Source organism: Bradyrhizobium sp. SZCCHNRI20481, assembly GCF_032485055.1.
GTDB lineage: Bacteria > Pseudomonadota > Alphaproteobacteria > Rhizobiales > Xanthobacteraceae > Bradyrhizobium.
Genome location: NZ_JAUEUE010000024.1, coordinates 21,612 through 36,309, shown reverse-complemented (window position 1 = coordinate 36,309; position 14,698 = coordinate 21,612). Strand labels below are relative to the sequence as shown.

At 65.7% G+C, this 14,698-nt stretch carries 15 protein-coding genes; 9 read left to right on the top strand and 6 right to left on the bottom strand.

Features of this window, described 5'->3' with window-relative positions; translation table 11 throughout:
• Positions 1-4 precede the first annotated feature (4 nt).
• Entirely contained in the window at positions 5-910 is a 906-nt protein-coding gene (locus tag QX132_RS30820; protein ID WP_315783834.1) for an alpha/beta hydrolase, read from the bottom strand.
• Between the two features lie 110 nt (positions 911-1,020).
• Between QX132_RS30820 and QX132_RS30815 the strand changes: the two genes are divergently transcribed.
• Positions 1,021-1,839: an MBL fold metallo-hydrolase gene (locus QX132_RS30815; RefSeq protein ID WP_316163643.1), complete on the top strand. Its 819-nt coding sequence runs from the start codon at positions 1,021-1,023 to the stop codon at positions 1,837-1,839.
• 62 nt (positions 1,840-1,901) lie between these two features.
• On the opposite strand, the gene QX132_RS30810 is transcribed toward QX132_RS30815, so the two are convergent.
• Entirely contained in the window at positions 1,902-2,354 is a 453-nt protein-coding gene (locus QX132_RS30810; protein WP_316163642.1) for a cupin domain-containing protein, read from the bottom strand.
• Positions 2,355-2,681: 327 nt separating this feature from the next.
• Here QX132_RS30810 and QX132_RS30805 point away from each other — a divergent pair, with 327 nt between their 5' ends.
• Positions 2,682-3,146, top strand: a complete 465-nt coding sequence (locus QX132_RS30805) for a DUF4399 domain-containing protein (protein ID WP_316163641.1) — start codon at positions 2,682-2,684, stop codon at positions 3,144-3,146.
• A gap of 87 nt (positions 3,147-3,233) precedes the next feature.
• Here the strand turns inward: QX132_RS30805 and QX132_RS30800 are convergent, their stop codons facing one another.
• Both QX132_RS30800 and QX132_RS30795 read right to left on the bottom strand, forming a co-directional pair.
• Positions 3,234-4,490 (bottom strand): aminopeptidase, encoded by a 1,257-nt coding sequence (locus QX132_RS30800; RefSeq protein WP_315734857.1) that lies wholly within the window; start codon positions 4,488-4,490, stop codon positions 3,234-3,236.
• Positions 4,491-5,428: 938 nt separating this feature from the next.
• Complete coding sequence (locus QX132_RS30795) at positions 5,429-5,824, bottom strand: GFA family protein (protein ID WP_315783836.1); 396 nt, start codon at positions 5,822-5,824, stop codon at positions 5,429-5,431.
• Positions 5,825-6,183: 359 nt separating this feature from the next.
• Between QX132_RS30795 and QX132_RS30790 the strand changes: the two genes are divergently transcribed.
• A complete protein-coding gene (locus tag QX132_RS30790) occupies positions 6,184-6,747 on the top strand; it encodes a hypothetical protein (RefSeq protein WP_316163640.1) in 564 nt (187 codons plus the stop codon).
• 111 nt (positions 6,748-6,858) lie between these two features.
• On the opposite strand, the gene QX132_RS30785 is transcribed toward QX132_RS30790, so the two are convergent.
• Entirely contained in the window at positions 6,859-7,443 is a 585-nt protein-coding gene (locus QX132_RS30785) for a LysE family transporter (RefSeq protein ID WP_316158830.1), read from the bottom strand.
• A gap of 282 nt (positions 7,444-7,725) precedes the next feature.
• Between QX132_RS30785 and QX132_RS30780 the strand changes: the two genes are divergently transcribed.
• The 6 genes from QX132_RS30780 to QX132_RS30755 all read left to right on the top strand — a co-directional run bounded on the left by QX132_RS30780 (position 7,726) and on the right by QX132_RS30755 (position 14,125).
• A complete protein-coding gene (locus QX132_RS30780) occupies positions 7,726-9,201 on the top strand; it encodes an amidase (protein WP_316163639.1) in 1,476 nt (491 codons plus the stop codon).
• Between the two features lie 102 nt (positions 9,202-9,303).
• Positions 9,304-10,053, top strand: coding sequence for an aspartate/glutamate racemase family protein (locus QX132_RS30775; RefSeq protein ID WP_315797131.1), 750 nt, complete (start codon positions 9,304-9,306; stop codon positions 10,051-10,053).
• Positions 10,054-10,281: 228 nt separating this feature from the next.
• Positions 10,282-11,367, top strand: a complete 1,086-nt coding sequence (locus QX132_RS30770; protein ID WP_315734869.1) for an ABC transporter ATP-binding protein — start codon at positions 10,282-10,284, stop codon at positions 11,365-11,367.
• 25 nt (positions 11,368-11,392) lie between these two features.
• Positions 11,393-12,439, top strand: a complete 1,047-nt coding sequence (locus tag QX132_RS30765) for an ABC transporter substrate-binding protein (protein ID WP_315772671.1) — start codon at positions 11,393-11,395, stop codon at positions 12,437-12,439.
• A gap of 4 nt (positions 12,440-12,443) precedes the next feature.
• Positions 12,444-13,313 (top strand): ABC transporter permease, encoded by an 870-nt coding sequence (locus QX132_RS30760; RefSeq protein WP_316163638.1) that lies wholly within the window; start codon positions 12,444-12,446, stop codon positions 13,311-13,313.
• Positions 13,310-14,125: an ABC transporter permease gene (locus tag QX132_RS30755; protein ID WP_316163637.1), complete on the top strand. Its 816-nt coding sequence runs from the start codon at positions 13,310-13,312 to the stop codon at positions 14,123-14,125. Before QX132_RS30760 ends, QX132_RS30755 begins: the two co-directional genes overlap by 4 nt.
• Positions 14,126-14,338: 213 nt before the next feature.
• Here the strand turns inward: QX132_RS30755 and QX132_RS30750 are convergent, their stop codons facing one another.
• Positions 14,339-14,680, bottom strand: coding sequence for a hydroxyisourate hydrolase (locus tag QX132_RS30750; protein ID WP_315772685.1), 342 nt, complete (start codon positions 14,678-14,680; stop codon positions 14,339-14,341).
• Positions 14,681-14,698: the final 18 nt, after the last annotated feature.

Below are 14,698 nucleotides of genomic sequence, written 5' to 3'. Positions count from 1 at the left end.
GCGTTCAGCGCAGCACCTCCATCACGGCGGCGGCGAACGCCGCCGGCTCTTCCTGCGGCAAATTGTGGCCGGCCCGCGCGATCACGCGATGGCCGATCCGGTTGCTGAACTTCGCAGCATGCGCCTGACCGTCCGTTGCCGGGATCACGCCGTCGGCGTCGCCATCGAGCGTGATCGTGGGCACGGTGATGACGGGCTGGCTCGCCAATCGCCGCTCCAGCTCCTGATAGCGCGGATCCCCATCGGCCAGCCCGTAGCGATGGCGATAGCTGTGGATCACGACGTCGACGTGATCGGGATTGTCGAACGCCTCCGCTGCGCGCGCGAAGGTCGCGTCGTCGAAGCGCCAGTGCGGCGACCATTGCTGCCACAGCAGCCGGGCGATCTCGGCGCGGTTGGCGGCAAGCCCGGCGCGGCCGCGCTCGGTCTGGAAGTACCATTGATACCAGAACGCGAACTCGCGCGGCACCGGCGCCGGCTCCAATGCCCGCGCAATGTCCTGGATCAGATAGCCGTTCACGGAGACCAGGCCCGCGCAGCGCTCGGGCCACAGCGCCGCACCGACGCAAGCCGCGCGGCCCCCCCAATCATAGCCGGCGAACACCGCGCGCTGGATCACCAGCGCATCCATCAGCGCGATCAGGTCGGCGCCAATCGCAGCCTGCTGCCCCGAGCGCGGCGTCGATGCGTCGCGGAACCGCGTCGGGCCATAGCCGCGCACATAGGGGACGATGACGCGGCAGCCATGAGCTGCAAGGCGCGGCGCGACCTCGACGTAGGAGTGGATGTCGTAGGGATAGCCGTGCAGCAGGATGACGACGGGGCCGTCGGCCGGCCCGCTCTCGACATAGGCGATGCGGAGCACGCCTGCATCGATCTCCCGCAGCGGCTGCAACACCCGATCCGTCATGCCATCCTCCCGCATCGTTGCGCCGCCCTGTCCAGCCGGACGTCGCGCCGAGGATAGTTCTGATCCGGATTCCTCGCTACACTCACACGCGCTGTTGAAGAGGAACCGCCATGCTGCGCCCGCTGGTCTCGCTGCTTGCCGTCCTGGTCGCGTTCGCATCGCCCGCTGTGGCGCAATCGGGGCCGCGCACCAGCGAGTGCCTGGCGATGGCCAGCGCCCCGCCGCGCGCCACGCCTGTCAGCTTGCGCCGGGCGGCGGCGGCCGGCAACGAGGTGACGATCACCTATGCCGGCCACTCGACCTACTTCATCGACACGCCGATGGGCATCCGCATCGCCACCGACTACAGCGGCGCTTATCAAGTCGGACGGCTGCCCGACGTGATCACCATGAACCGGGCGCACTCGACGCATTACACGCTGGCGCCCGACCCGCGCATCCCACACGTGCTGCGCGGCTGGGGCGACGACGGCAAGCCGGCCCAGATCTTCGAGCGGATCGGCGACGTGCTGATCCGCAACATCACCACCGACATCCGCCGCTACTTCAGCGATTCCATCGGCGCCGACATGATCAAGGACGGCAACTCGATCTTCATCTTCGAGGTTGCCGGCCTGTGCATCGGCCATCTCGGCCATTTGCACGTCAAGCTGGACGAGACGCATTTCGCCGCCATTGGCCGGCTCGACGTGGTGATGGTGCCGATCGACGGCACCTACACGATGTCGCTCGACGGCATCTCGGAGATCACCAAGCGGCTGCGCGCCTCCGTGGTGCTGCCGATGCACCGCTTCGCGACGCCGCTCGACGAGTTCATGCGCAAGATCGGCCAGCAGTTCGAGATCGACCGCCGCGCCGAGCGCAGCTTGAAGATGTCGCGCGAGCTGCTGCCACAGGTCCCGACCGTGATCATCCTCGACGGGGTCTAGAGCATGATCCGGAAAAGTGGAGGCCGGTTTTCCGAGAAGATCATGCTCAGGACAATATGAGCTCAGGCGCCCGCGAGGCTGGTGCCGCGGCGGCCTTCCGGCGTCAGGAACATGCGCTTGAGCTTGTTGATCACGCGCACCGCGAGGCCGAGCAGGTAGGGCTGCGTCTTCAGGCAGAAGGCCAGCTTCTTGACGTGGCCCTCGACATGCCATTTGGCATGCGCGCCGTCGCGGAAGAAGATCACGTCGCCCGGTCCGTAGCGTTTCGCCGGGAGCCCATCGCTCTCCAGCACGATCGCGCCTTCGAGGATCAGGATGGTCTCGTCGAAATCGTAGTACCAGTTGAACTTGCCCTCGGTGCAATGCCAGACGATGGTCGAGCCCAGCCCGTCGCTGCTGCGCGCGATGGTGCAGGAGGTCGTGGTCGGACTGCCCTCGATGATCCAGGACGGCTCGATCGGAGCGGGCGCCAGGTCGACGGCGAGATTGGCGGTTTCGATCAAGGACGGGGACATCTTGGACCTCAAATGCATCGGATTGAAATGACCGGCTGAACGGCGGCGTGAGCCCGCGACCGTAGCCGATTGCACCTAATGGCTGCTTTCCGACGTCGTTAAGATTTGAACCGATCGCCGCGACCAGCCGTCGCATCACAAACACGCAAGCGCTATAAACTCCACGCGAACGCCGCAATTTGTTCGCGGCCTCGCCAAACCTGCTGATCTACTGTTTGACCGCACTGCAAGATGCGGACAGGCTTCCCTCTGGTCGCCCTGCCCATCCTGAGTTGTGCCATCGCCTTTAAAGATTTGCCGCCTTCGCAGAGATAAGGATTTCCCAGGATGCGCCGACTGAGCCTCGCACTCGCCCTCACGCTGTCCGCCGCCACCCTTGCAACCGCCAGCCTCGTCTTGGCGGGCGAAACGCCCGCCCCCGACAACGCCAAGGCCTACTTCATCAACCTGAAGGACGGCGACACCGTCTCCTCGCCGGTCCTGATCCGCTTCGGCCTGTCCGGCATGGGCGTTGCCCCGTCCGGCACCGAGGCCCCCAACACCGGCCACCACCACCTGCTGATCGACGCGCCCGCGCTCGAGGGCGACTCGCTCAACGAGGCGATCCCGGTCGATGCCGGCCACGTGCATTTCGGCAAGGGCCAGACCGAAGCCTCGGTCAATCTCACGCCGGGCAAGCACACCTTGCAGCTCGTGCTCGGCGACTGGAGCCACATCCCGCACAACAAGCCGGTCATGTCGGAGCGGATCACGATCGACGTGCAGGCCACCACCGGCAGCGCCAAGCAGTAGGCACGTTCGACCGACGACGACACCGCCGCGAGCATCGCTCGCGGCTCGTTTCGGGCCGGTGCACGCGTGACGCCGGCCCGTCATGCGTCAGGCCCACTCGCCCTTGCGGAACACCGGCACGCGACGGCCATCTTCATGGAGGCCGTCGATGTCGGTGTCGGCCGCGCCGATCATCCAGTCGATGTGGATCAGGCTTCGGTTGCCGCCCTGGGCGGCGATCTGCTCCGGCGACAGCGAGGTGCCGTTGATGAAGCATTTCGAGTAGCACTGGCCGAGCGCGATGTGCGAGGCGGCGTTCTCGTCGAACAGCGTGTTGTAGAACAACAGGCCGCTCTTGGAGATCGGCGAGGAGTGCGGCACCAGCGCGACCTCGCCGAGCCGGCGCGCGCCCTCGTCGGTGTCGAGCACCTTGTTCAGGACCTCCTCGCCCTTCGAGGCCCTGGCCTCGACGATGCGGCCCTCCTCGAACCTGACCTGGATGTTGTCGATCAGCGTGCCCTGATAGGACAGCGGCTTGGAGCTGACGACGTGACCCGACACACGGCGGCAATGCGGCGTCGTGAACACTTCCTCGGTCGGAATGTTGGCATTGCAGGTGATGCCGTTCTTGGCGGTCGAGGCGCCGCCCTCCCATTCGTGGTCGTCGGCGAGACCGATCGTCAGGTCCATGCCGGGTCCGGTGTAATGCAGCGCGCTGAAGCGCTGGCCGTTGAGCCACCCGGTGCGCTCGCGCAGCACCGCGTTGTGGCGCTCCCAGGCGGACACGGCATCCTCGCGGTCGACGCGCGACGCGGCGAAGATCGCATCGGCGAGCTTCGCCACCGCGACCTCCTCTGGCACGTCCGGGAAAACCAGCTTGGCCCAGGACGGGCTCGGATAGGCGATGATGTTCCAGTTGGTCTCGAAATTGGTGATCTTCTCCAGCGCCGGCTGGTAGGCCTTGGAGTTCGCCTTGCTGGCACGTGCCACCTTGGCCGGATCCTGTCCCGACAGCAGCATCGGATTGTCGCCGACGATGGCGAGCCGCGCCGTATTCTCAGAGAATGCCTTGGCCATGCCCTGGTAGAGCCAGTCGGCGGCGCGATCGAAGCTGTTGTCATGACCGAAACGGTAGCGCGCCAAGGTCAGCTCCTCGTCGGAGAAGAACGAGGTCACGATTCCCGCACCGGCCTTGTAGGCGTGCTCGGCGACCTTGCGCACCAGCGGCAGCGCCACCGACGGCGCGGTCAGCAGCAGATCCTGACCCGGCTGCAATTGCAGGCCAACCTTCACCGCCACCTCGGCCAGGCGGTCGAGCTTGACGGGATCGATGGCGGCATCGAAGTTGCGCGGATGTGCGGTCATCAGGGTATCCAGTTCCGTTTCTTTGCGGTGTTGAAGAGATAGGCCAATCGAGAAGGGGGTCAATGGGAAAGGGGCTTCCGTGCCGCGTTGTCATCGCTCGCCGTATCCTCCGCTGTCTTCCCGGCGAACGCCGGGATCCATACTCCGCGGCGTCAGTGATGATGCGCGGCTGTGGCTCCAGCTCGGTCCAGCGCAGGCTTCGGTGTTTATGGGTTCCCGCTTTCGCGGGGACGACACGGGAGTATTCGGTGGGCCTGTCACCTTATCACTGCGTCATCGCTGCGCGGGATGGCCACGAAGTTTGCCGGCGTGGCAGCTCATCCTCGCACCCGCTTTCGCGTCCGAGTATTGCTCTTGCAGTCACCCTCTCCAAAGCGAGGGTGCAGGGAAGGCCGGACCTCGACTGAGGCCCGTGGCCCGCCTGCTCAAAAAATGCAGGCGGCAGGTACCACAGGTCCAGCCGGACGATCCGGCCCTCCCTGCGCGATGGCTTTAACGGCTGCTTCGCATTCTCCCCGGTGCGCCGGGCTTTCTGGTCACCGTCACCCACGCGGCGCCGTTGGCGCCGGCGCAGGCTTGATACTGGCATCGGAGTATCAGGACCACGCGACTTGACCGTGCGAGCCGATGTTGTTCGTCCGCGCGAATGACCACGCTGCAAACCGGCCCGCCCATCACATCCCACCTCCACGCTTCGTGACGACCGCGCAGCGCCCCTCGTCGATGAGGCGGGACAGCGACAAACAATCATGATTTTCCGAAATTGCCAAGCGGGATATTTTTTCTGCCGGGACTGGACAGCCCAAATCAGCCTGAACTTGCTCGTGAAATCGGATTCCGGACGCAGCGGCGATCGGGCGTATCTGACGCCTCGACAGGCTTGTCCGATCTCGGCACGAGGGACATGAGTCGCCCGACGAGCGGCATTCTTGATCGCGTCAGTCCTCGACGCGCAGCCCATCACCATCGACGTACCAGTCGGCGCGTGACGCCCAATGCACGTGGCGATCGGGAACGGCGCCGAGCGGCTCATCGAAGCCTCCGGCGGGAATGATCGCCTCGCGGCCGCTGCGCGTCAGATGTGGCATCGGGCTGCCGCAAGTGCTGCAGAAGGCGGTGGCGAAACTGCGCGCCCGGGGCAAGTCGAACCGCGTGACGTTCGCCTCGCCACGCAGCCAGCGCAGCGCCGCCGCCTTGACGATGACCTCACAGGAGTGCGCCGTGCCGCTGGCCTTGCGACAGCGCGAGCAATGGCAATTGAGGAATTTGTCGAACGGCCCGTCGACCTCGAAGCCGACCTGGCCGCAGAGGCAGCTGCCGCGGAACGTGATCATGACGATCTCCTGTCGTGGTCTGGAACGGAATGTCCAAGAGCGCCGCACGCGTGGAGGATGTTACTTGTCCTGATTGCTTATCCTGATTGCATCCTTGCAGCTATCAGGACGACTGAAGGCCAGCCGCGGTCGCCGCGCTGTTAGTAGGTAGTCTGACCTTCCCAAAGCGGAACATTCAATTGTTGTGAGTCATCCTCGACGTCGAGAGTCAATCATTCCGAATGATTTGGAACCAGTCTGAGCGGGCAGCGCCGTCCCGCATTTGCATGGCTCAGGGGTGATTCGGTCACCTTGAGGACAAGTTTGGACGTTGATTGGCGCGCGGCAGGGGGATTTCACAGCGTACAGGAGTCCTCCGAATGTACCGCGTTGTTATTGTCGTCGCCGCATTGCTGGCTCTCTCCGTTCAAGCCGAGGCGCGTCCTCGTCATCATCATCATCACTACTCGCACCGTCACCACTCCTACATGAATGCGATGGCCTCGATTCCCGGCGAAGGTCGCGTCGTCGGCGGCCGCCCATCGGGATGTCCGCATGCATTTTGCGGCTGCGAAGCGTCGCTCTACACGTTCGGCCGGGTCGTTCCCGAGCTGAATCTCGCGTCGAACTGGCGTCGCTTTCCGCGCGCAGCTCCCGCACCGGGAATGGCTGCCGTCCGGTCCGGCCACGTCATGATCCTGCAGCAGCAGGTCGCCGGCAACATCTGGTATGTGCATGACGGCAATTCCGGCGGCCACGTCACCCGCGAACATCCCCGCTCGATCGCCGGCTACACGATCGTGAACCCGAATGGCGGTTCCGCGATGTTCGGCGCGGCGGCTCGTGTCACGCGCGAGGTTCGTGCGCCGAGCTATCAGCGGCTCGCCCGCAACACGAGGCCGGACGGCTGGATGGCCAGCGCGGCGCCGATGGCCTTCAACTAGGTCCTTGATAGCTTCGCGACGCGGCCTGCGGCATCCGAATCGAATGCTGCAGGCCGCGTCGTCTAGCCTGCGCGCGCGCCCGCTGGCAGCACCAGTAACACGCGGAACCGTTCACAGCGCGCCAAGGGCGGGCGCCAGGATCACACAGGCCAGCAGCGCCAGGGCCGCAGCGCTGCAGCGATAGCCGAGCGACGCCGGCACGACATGCCCGAGGCCGCAGCGCAGCGTCGCGCCGAGCACGATCCAGGCTCCTCCGATCGTCGCAGTCGAGAGTCCGAGCACGACCAAGAACGGCCATAGGCTCGCCGCATCGCCTTCCAGCGGCAGCAAGGTGAAAGCGAAGATGATGGCCTTTGGATTGAACAGCGTCGTGATGAAAACGCCGCGCAGGGTGACCGGCGCCGCATCGCTTGCGCTGCTGCTGCCGTGGCGCCAGAGCGCGGCAGCGAGGTGCAGCAGATAGAGCACGACCACGACACGAAGAGCATATCCGACCAGCGGCGCGGTCGCGACGAGCGGACCGAGCGTGATGCGCAGCGTCGCGATCGCGAGCAGATAGCCGGCAAGCTCGGCGAGCAGCAGATGAACGGAGGCGCGCACGCCACGACTCGCACCGGCAGTGGCGAGCAGCGTGTTCGTTGGGCCGGGCGTAACGAGCAGCGCTGCGCCCGCCGCACCGAAGGTCAGGATATCCATGACCCCATCAAGCACGCGCGCCATGCGCTGGCCTTGACGAGCGTCAACGTCCGGCGCCGCGGGCTGCGGTCCCGTTTTCCGGAACGGCTCGTATGTCGGCTTCATTGTGGACGGTCGTCGGCCGCGCCGCATGATAGGATCGTATGGCAGCATGCAGGGCGACTGATTGACTTGGCTCTCGTGCAAACTAAGGTTCGCGGCGCCGGAAGTGGAACAGCGCCTGATCATCGCACCGTTCGAACGCGTAGCATCGATGGTCGGCGCGCAAGGATCGGAAGACAGATGACGTTGGCGATGAGCTGGGACGAGTGGGCCCGGCATGATGGCATGGCGCTGGCGGCGCGCGTTCGCAGCGGCGAGCTGACGGCGGCGGAGCTGGCAAGGCAGGCCGCCGAGGCAATCGCAAAAGTCGATCCCGCGCTGTCCGGCGTGGTCGAAGTCTTCGCCGATGCCGTGGAAGATCCGGGCAAGGCAGGCGCCAATCTCGCAGGCCCCTTCGCCGGCCTGCCGTTCCTGATGAAGGATCTCGGGCCGACCATGGCCGGACGGCTGCAGGAGCAGGGCTCGCTGTTCATGCGCGGCAACCGACCCGCCGCCGACACGCACCTGACGGCGAAGATGCGCAAGGCCGGCCTCAATCTGATGGGCCGCACCACGACGCCGGAGTTCGGCGTCTGCAGCTCGGCCGAGAACCCGGCCGTCTACGTCACGCGCAACCCCTGGAATACCGACTATACCACCTGCGGCTCGTCGGCCGGGAGTGCGGCAATGGTCGCCGCCGGCGTGGTGCCGATCGCGCATGCGACCGACGGCGGCGGCTCGATCCGCATTCCCGCCGGCGTCAACGGCAATATCGGGCTGAAGGTCTCGCGCGGCGTGTTTTCGATCGCGCCGCATCTGTCGGATCTAAGCGGCCTAGTCTCGATCCAGGGCTGCCAGTCGCGCAGCGTGCGCGACACCGCGGCATTCGTCGATCATTGCCGCGGCGGCGCGCCCGGCGAGTTCATGCCGTATTGGACCACGCCGGAGCCCTATGTCGAGCTGATCAAGCGCGATCCCGGCAAGCTGAGGATTGCGCTGTCGCATCAATGGGGCGACTACCGCGCCACGCCGCATATTGCTTCAGAGCTGGAGCGTGTGGGCAAAGTCCTCGAAGGCCTCGGCCACCACGTCGGCTACGCGCTGCCCGACGTCGATTACCGCCAGGCGTTCGCGGCCCAGACCACCTGCTACATCTCGAACTTCGCGATCGTCATCAACAACCTGCTCGCATCACGCAAGCTCGAGCGGCCGCCAGCCGACCTGATCGAGCCGATCAACATCCGGATCTGGGAAGCGGGCAAGGGCACCAGCTTCGCCGAGCGTGCGGCGATGCAGGCGGTGTTCAATACGACGTCGCGCGCCTTCGGCGCGTTCTTCGAGGACTGGGACATCATCCTGACGCCGGTCACGGCACTGCCGACGCCGAAGATCGGCACCACCGAATACCTGACCATCAGCGACAATCCCGACGTGCTCGACTGGTTCGAGAATCTGTGGCGCAACTTCGCGTTCACGCCGCTCGCCAATCTCTGCGGCGTCCCGGCGATCTCGCTGCCGCTCGCCACCAATGAGCACGGCCTGCCGCTCGGCATCCAGGCGATCGGCAAGCAGGCCGATGACGGCCTGCTGCTGCAGCTCGCGGCCCAGATCGAGCGCGCGATCGGCGGTCAATGGAACGGCGGCGCGACGCCGGCCGTGCATGTGACCAGCAAGTGAGCGACCCACGCGCCTGATCCTGATGACATGATAGGCTGCGCCGGGCGTGGACAAGGCGCTCGCATTTCCGGCAATCTTGCATTTCCGACCATCAGGCGCCCGATGAACATCCTGCTGCTCAATCCCAACATCCGCACCGACATCACCGACCTGATGCTGCAGGTCGGCCGCGACGCCGCCGCGCCCGGCACGACCCTGATCCCCTGCACCGCGCCGCGCGGTGTGCCCTATATCGCAACCCGCGCGGAGGCGCAGATCGGCGGCGCCGTCGCGCTGGAGATGCTGGCGGAGCGCAACGGCAGCTTCGACGCCGCGATCATCGCCGCATTCGGCGATCCCGGCCTGTTCGCGGCCCGCGAGCTGTTCGACGTGCCGGTGATCGGGCTTGCCGAGGCGGCGATGCTGACCGCCTGCATGGCCGGACGCCGCTTCGCCATCGTCACCTTCGCGCAGGCGCTGGGTCCCTGGTACGAGGAGTGCGTGCGCATGCACGGCCTGATGGAGCGCTGCGCCGGCATCCGCATGCTCGACGGCAGCTTCAAGCAGATCTCCGACGTGCAGCACGAGAAGGAAGAGCTGCTGGTCGAGCTGGCGCTGCGCGCGGTGGAGGAGAACGAGGCCGACGTGCTGATCTTCGCCGGCGCACCGCTCTCCGGGCTCGCGGCCCGCGTCGCGCACCGCATTCCCGTGCCCGTGGTCGATCAGGTGATCGCCGCGGTGAAGCAGGCCGAGGCACTGCTGGCGTTGAAGATGCGCAAGGCCACCGCCGGCACCTTCCGCCGCCCGGCCGCGAAGCCGACGACGGGCCTGACGGAAGCGCTCGCGGCGCGGCTGGAGCATCGCGACGGGTAGTTGGGCCGTGTGAGTCGCAACGCTCTCTCCCCACGTCATTCCGGGACGCTGTCGGCGCGAGCCCGGAATGACGTGGGGAGAGAGCGAGCCAGATCTTGTTAGCTGCGAGCTCGGGCGAATCCCGTCATACTCCCATACCCCCACTTTCTCTTCTGTACACAAGCCGCCTTCGTTGCCTGAAAAGGCGGCACGCTTCTTGCTTTTTCAGATCAGTTGAGCAGGAAGCCCATGGCCAGCGTATCGGAAGCCAAGTCGCTCGTTCTGGATCGGATCACCCACCGCTTCGCCAGCGGCACGATGGCCGTATCCGATATCAATCTCGACGTGAAAGGCGGCGAGATCATCGCCCTGCTTGGGCCCTCGGGCTGCGGCAAGACCACCTTGCTGCGCATCATCGCCGGCTTCATCGGCCAGAGCGAGGGGCGCGTCATCATCGGCAACGACGTCGTCGATGCGCTGCCGCCCAACCGGCGCGCGGTCGGCATCGTGTTCCAGAACTACGCGCTGTTTCCGCATCTCTCGATCACCGAGAATGTCGGCTACGGCCTCGCCGCGCGCGGCGTCGACAAGGCCACGCGCAACAGGGAGGCGCAGCGGCTGCTCGACATGGTGCAGCTCGGCCCGTTCGGTGAGCGGCTGCCGCGGCAATTGTCGGGCGGCCAGCAACAGCGCGTGGCCCTGGCGCGCGCGCTCGCGATCAAACCGTCGATCCTGCTGCTCGACGAGCCGTTCGCCGCGCTCGACAAGAATTTGCGGTTGGACATGCAGATCGAGGTCAAGCGGCTGCAGCGCATGGCCGGGATCACAACTTTGATCGTGACCCACGACCAGGAGGAGGCGCTGTCGATGGCCGACCGCGTCGCCGTGCTGAGTCACGGCCATCTCGAGCAGTTCGGCACGCCCTCCGAGATCTACGATCAGCCACAGACGCTGTTCGTGAACAGCTTCGTCGGCACCGCGAACAAGATGAAGGGGACGGTGATCGCGACCGACGCTGATAGCGTCAAGGTCGGCCTCGAGGCCGGCGGCGAGATCATCGCGCGCGCCCCCACCCCGGTACGTGCCTCAGACAAGGTCACCGTGTGCCTGCGTCCCGAGCATCTCACCTTCGTCAGCGACGACACCGGCTTTGCCGGCGAGATCGGCATGGCGCTGCCGCTCGGCGCGACCGTGGTCCATGAGATCAAGGCCAGCGACGGCTCGAGCATCAAGATTTCGCAGGCCCGCACCGGCGACACGCCACTGCGCGATGCCGGCGCGCCGGTGCGGGTCGCACCGATCGCACCCGGCCTCGCCACCGTCTTCCCGCAATAGACCAACAGACACATCGGAGTGAAACATGATGCTTGATCGCCGCCGGCTCCTGACCAGCGCCTTGACGCTGGGAGCCATGCACGCCTTCCCGGGCCTGAGCCTCGCGCAGGCGCGGCCGCTGGTGTTCGCGACCTTCACCGGCAGTTGGGAGGAGGCGCACAAGGCGGTCCTCGTGCCGGCGTTCCGCAAGGCCAATGCCGATGCCGCCATCGTGCTCGACCCGATGCTGTCGGTCGATCAGATCGCCAAGGTCAATGCGGCCAAGGCCAATCCGCCGATCGACGTCATGCTGCACGATCCGGGTCCGGCGCTGGTCGCGATCGGCCAGGATCTCGTCGATCCGTTCCCGGCCGACAAGAGCGCGTACTTCAAGGACCTGATTCCGGAAGCGCAGGACGCGATGGGCCCGGCGCCGTTCTTCCAGGTCGTCGGCCTCACCTACAATCCAGAGACGGTGAAGACGCCGCCAACTTCCTGGGCCGACCTGTGGAAGCCCGAGTTCAAGGGCAAGGTCGGCATCACCAATCTGAACTCGACGCTCGGCACCGGCTGGCTGGTCGAGATCGCGCGCATGCGCGGCGGCTCCGAGGCCAATGTCGACGAGGGCTTCAAGGCGCTGGAGGAGCTGAAGCCGAACCTCGCCGCGGTCGCCGCCAATCCCGGCGCCCTGGCGACCCTGTTCCAGCAAGGCCAGATCGACATCTCGCCCGGCAATTTCAACGCCATCCAGATCCTGAAAGCGCGTGGCGTGCCGGTCGAGTTCGTGGCGCCCAAGGAAGGCGCCATCGCCTTCAAGACCACGATCCACATCGTCAAGAACTCGCCGAACAAGGAGCTCGCCTTCAAGCTGATCGAGGCGGCGCTGTCGCCGGAAGTGCAGACCACGCTGATGAACTCGCCCTATCTGATCGTGCCGACCAACACCAAGGTGGCCATGACCGGCGAGATCGCCAAGGTGCTGGCCAAGGACACCGCGGAGCTGAAGAAGAAGTTCGTGTTCCAGGACTGGAAGAAGATCAACGAGCAGCGCGCGTCCTGGATCGAGAAGTTCAACCGCGACATCAAGATCTGACGCGATGAAGAGCGCCACGACAGCACCTGGAGACGTGACCAGCTTCGGCCTGGGGCTTGCGCTGCCCCTGGGCCTGGTGTTCGCGATCTTCTTCGTGCTGCCGCTGGCGCAACTGCTCTATCTCTCGCTGCACAACGACACCGCGGCGACGGTGTGGGGGCTCGGCCAGTACATCAAGTTCCTGACCGACCCCTTCAGCCTCGCCGTGCTCGGCTCGACCTTGCTGCTCGGCGCCGAGGTGACGCTCGCCTGTCTCGTGCTCGGCTATCCCATCGCCTGGCTGTATCAGCGCTCGGGCAGCCGGGTGCAGACCCTGATCATCATGATCGTCCTGCTGCCGCTGCTCACCAGCGTCGTCGTCCGCACCTTCGCCTGGATCGTGATCCTCGGGCGGCAGGGCATCATCAACTCCGTGCTGCAATCGCTCGGCCTGATCGGCACGCCGCTGCGCATGATCTACACCCAGGGCGGACTGATCGCGGCGCTGGCGCAGGTGCAGATGCCGCTGATGGTGCTGCCACTGATCACCGCGATCGGCCGCATCGATCCCAATCTCTCCGACGCCTCGGCCTCACTCGGCGCCGGTAGCTGGCGCACCTTCGTCAAGGTGATGCTGCCGCTGTCGATGCCCGGCATCATCGCCGGCTGCACCCTGACTTATGCCGCCGCGATCACCGCCTTCATCACGCAGTCCCTGGTCGGCGGCGGGCAGATGCTGTTCATGCCGATGTATCTCTACCAGCAGGCCTCGACCCTGCAGAACTGGCCGTTCGCGGCGGCGATCTCGATCATCTTCCTGTTCGCGGTGCTCGCCATCGTTGCGCTGTTCTCGACACTCGGCCGCCGTGCTCGCGGCTATGGAGACGCCAGATGAGCGGCCGGCAGCGGAACTGGGAAGCGCTGAGCTTCCAGATCGTGATGACGGTCATCGCCGTGCTGGCGCTCATCCTGATCGTGTCGCCGTCGCTGGTCGTGGTGATCGTCTCGTTCACCTCGGGCTTCTCGCTGAAATTCCCGCCACCGGGCTATTCGACGCGATGGTATGTCGAATTGTGGAACGCTTGGCAGCTGCAGTTCGCAGCACGCAACAGCGTCGTCGTCGCACTGTGGTCGACGGGCCTGTCGATCGTGCTCGGCGTCGCCGCGGCACTGGCGATCTCGCGCTCGAAGACGCTCACGGCGAAGCTCCTGGACTCGTTGTTCATGTCGCCGCTGGTACTGCCGGCACTCGCCTTCGGCCTGGCGGCGCTGATGTTCTTCTCGCTGATCGGCCTGCCGGTGTCGCTGCTGACGCTGGTGATCGGCCACACCATCGTCTGCGTGCCCTATGTCGTGCGTAACACCGTTGCCGCGCTGGCGCAGCTCGAGCCGACCCTGCTCGAAAGCTCGGCGATCCTCGGCGCCAGCAGGCTCTATACTTTCCGCCGCATCGTGCTGCCGCTGATCCGCCCCGGCATCATCTCCGGTGCGTTCATCGCCTTCATGTCGTCGTTCGACAACGTGCCGGTGTCGCTGTTCCTGCGCGATGCCGCCACCGACATGCTGCCGATCCGGATGTGGCAGGACCTCGAAGGCAAGCTCGACGTCACCATCGCCGCGCTGTCGAGCGTGCTGATCATTGGCACTATCGCGCTGATGGCGGTCATGGAGCGCACCACCGGCCTGTCGAAGCGGCTGACGGGCTGAGGCTGAGTGCCCCTTCCTGAAATTGGGAGTTCGTGCCCGTCCAACTCCAAGCCGTCATGGCCGGGCTTGTCCCGGCCATCCACGTCGGCCGGCGATCGCTGAGGGACGTGGATGCCCGGGACAAGCCCGGGCATGACCAGCGACTGATTGACGGGCTCGACCGTCGGGGCAACTTATTCGTTGAGTTTACGATATAGCGTCAGACGCGCTTCCCTAAGCGCCACGGAAGATCGAATAGCCCCAGGGGGTGAATTTCAGCGGCAGGTGAAAGTGCTCCTCGACCTTGTCGATCGCGAAGCGAAACGGCACTGTGGTGAGGAATTTCGTCTGAGCGCCAACCCCGAAGAACTCGCCGACATGAAACAGCACCTCATACTCGCCGGCGATGACGCCGTCACCCTTGACGACCGGCGCCTGCAAGGTGCCGTCGGCGCCGAGCTGTCCCTCCGCGAGCAGCGTGCGATCCGGCGTCACGCGCCAGATCGCGACGCGCAGGCCACGCGCGGGGCGCCCGTTCGCCACGTCAACCGCATGAACCGAGATTCCACCGGCCATTTCGTGCTCCGCCATCAG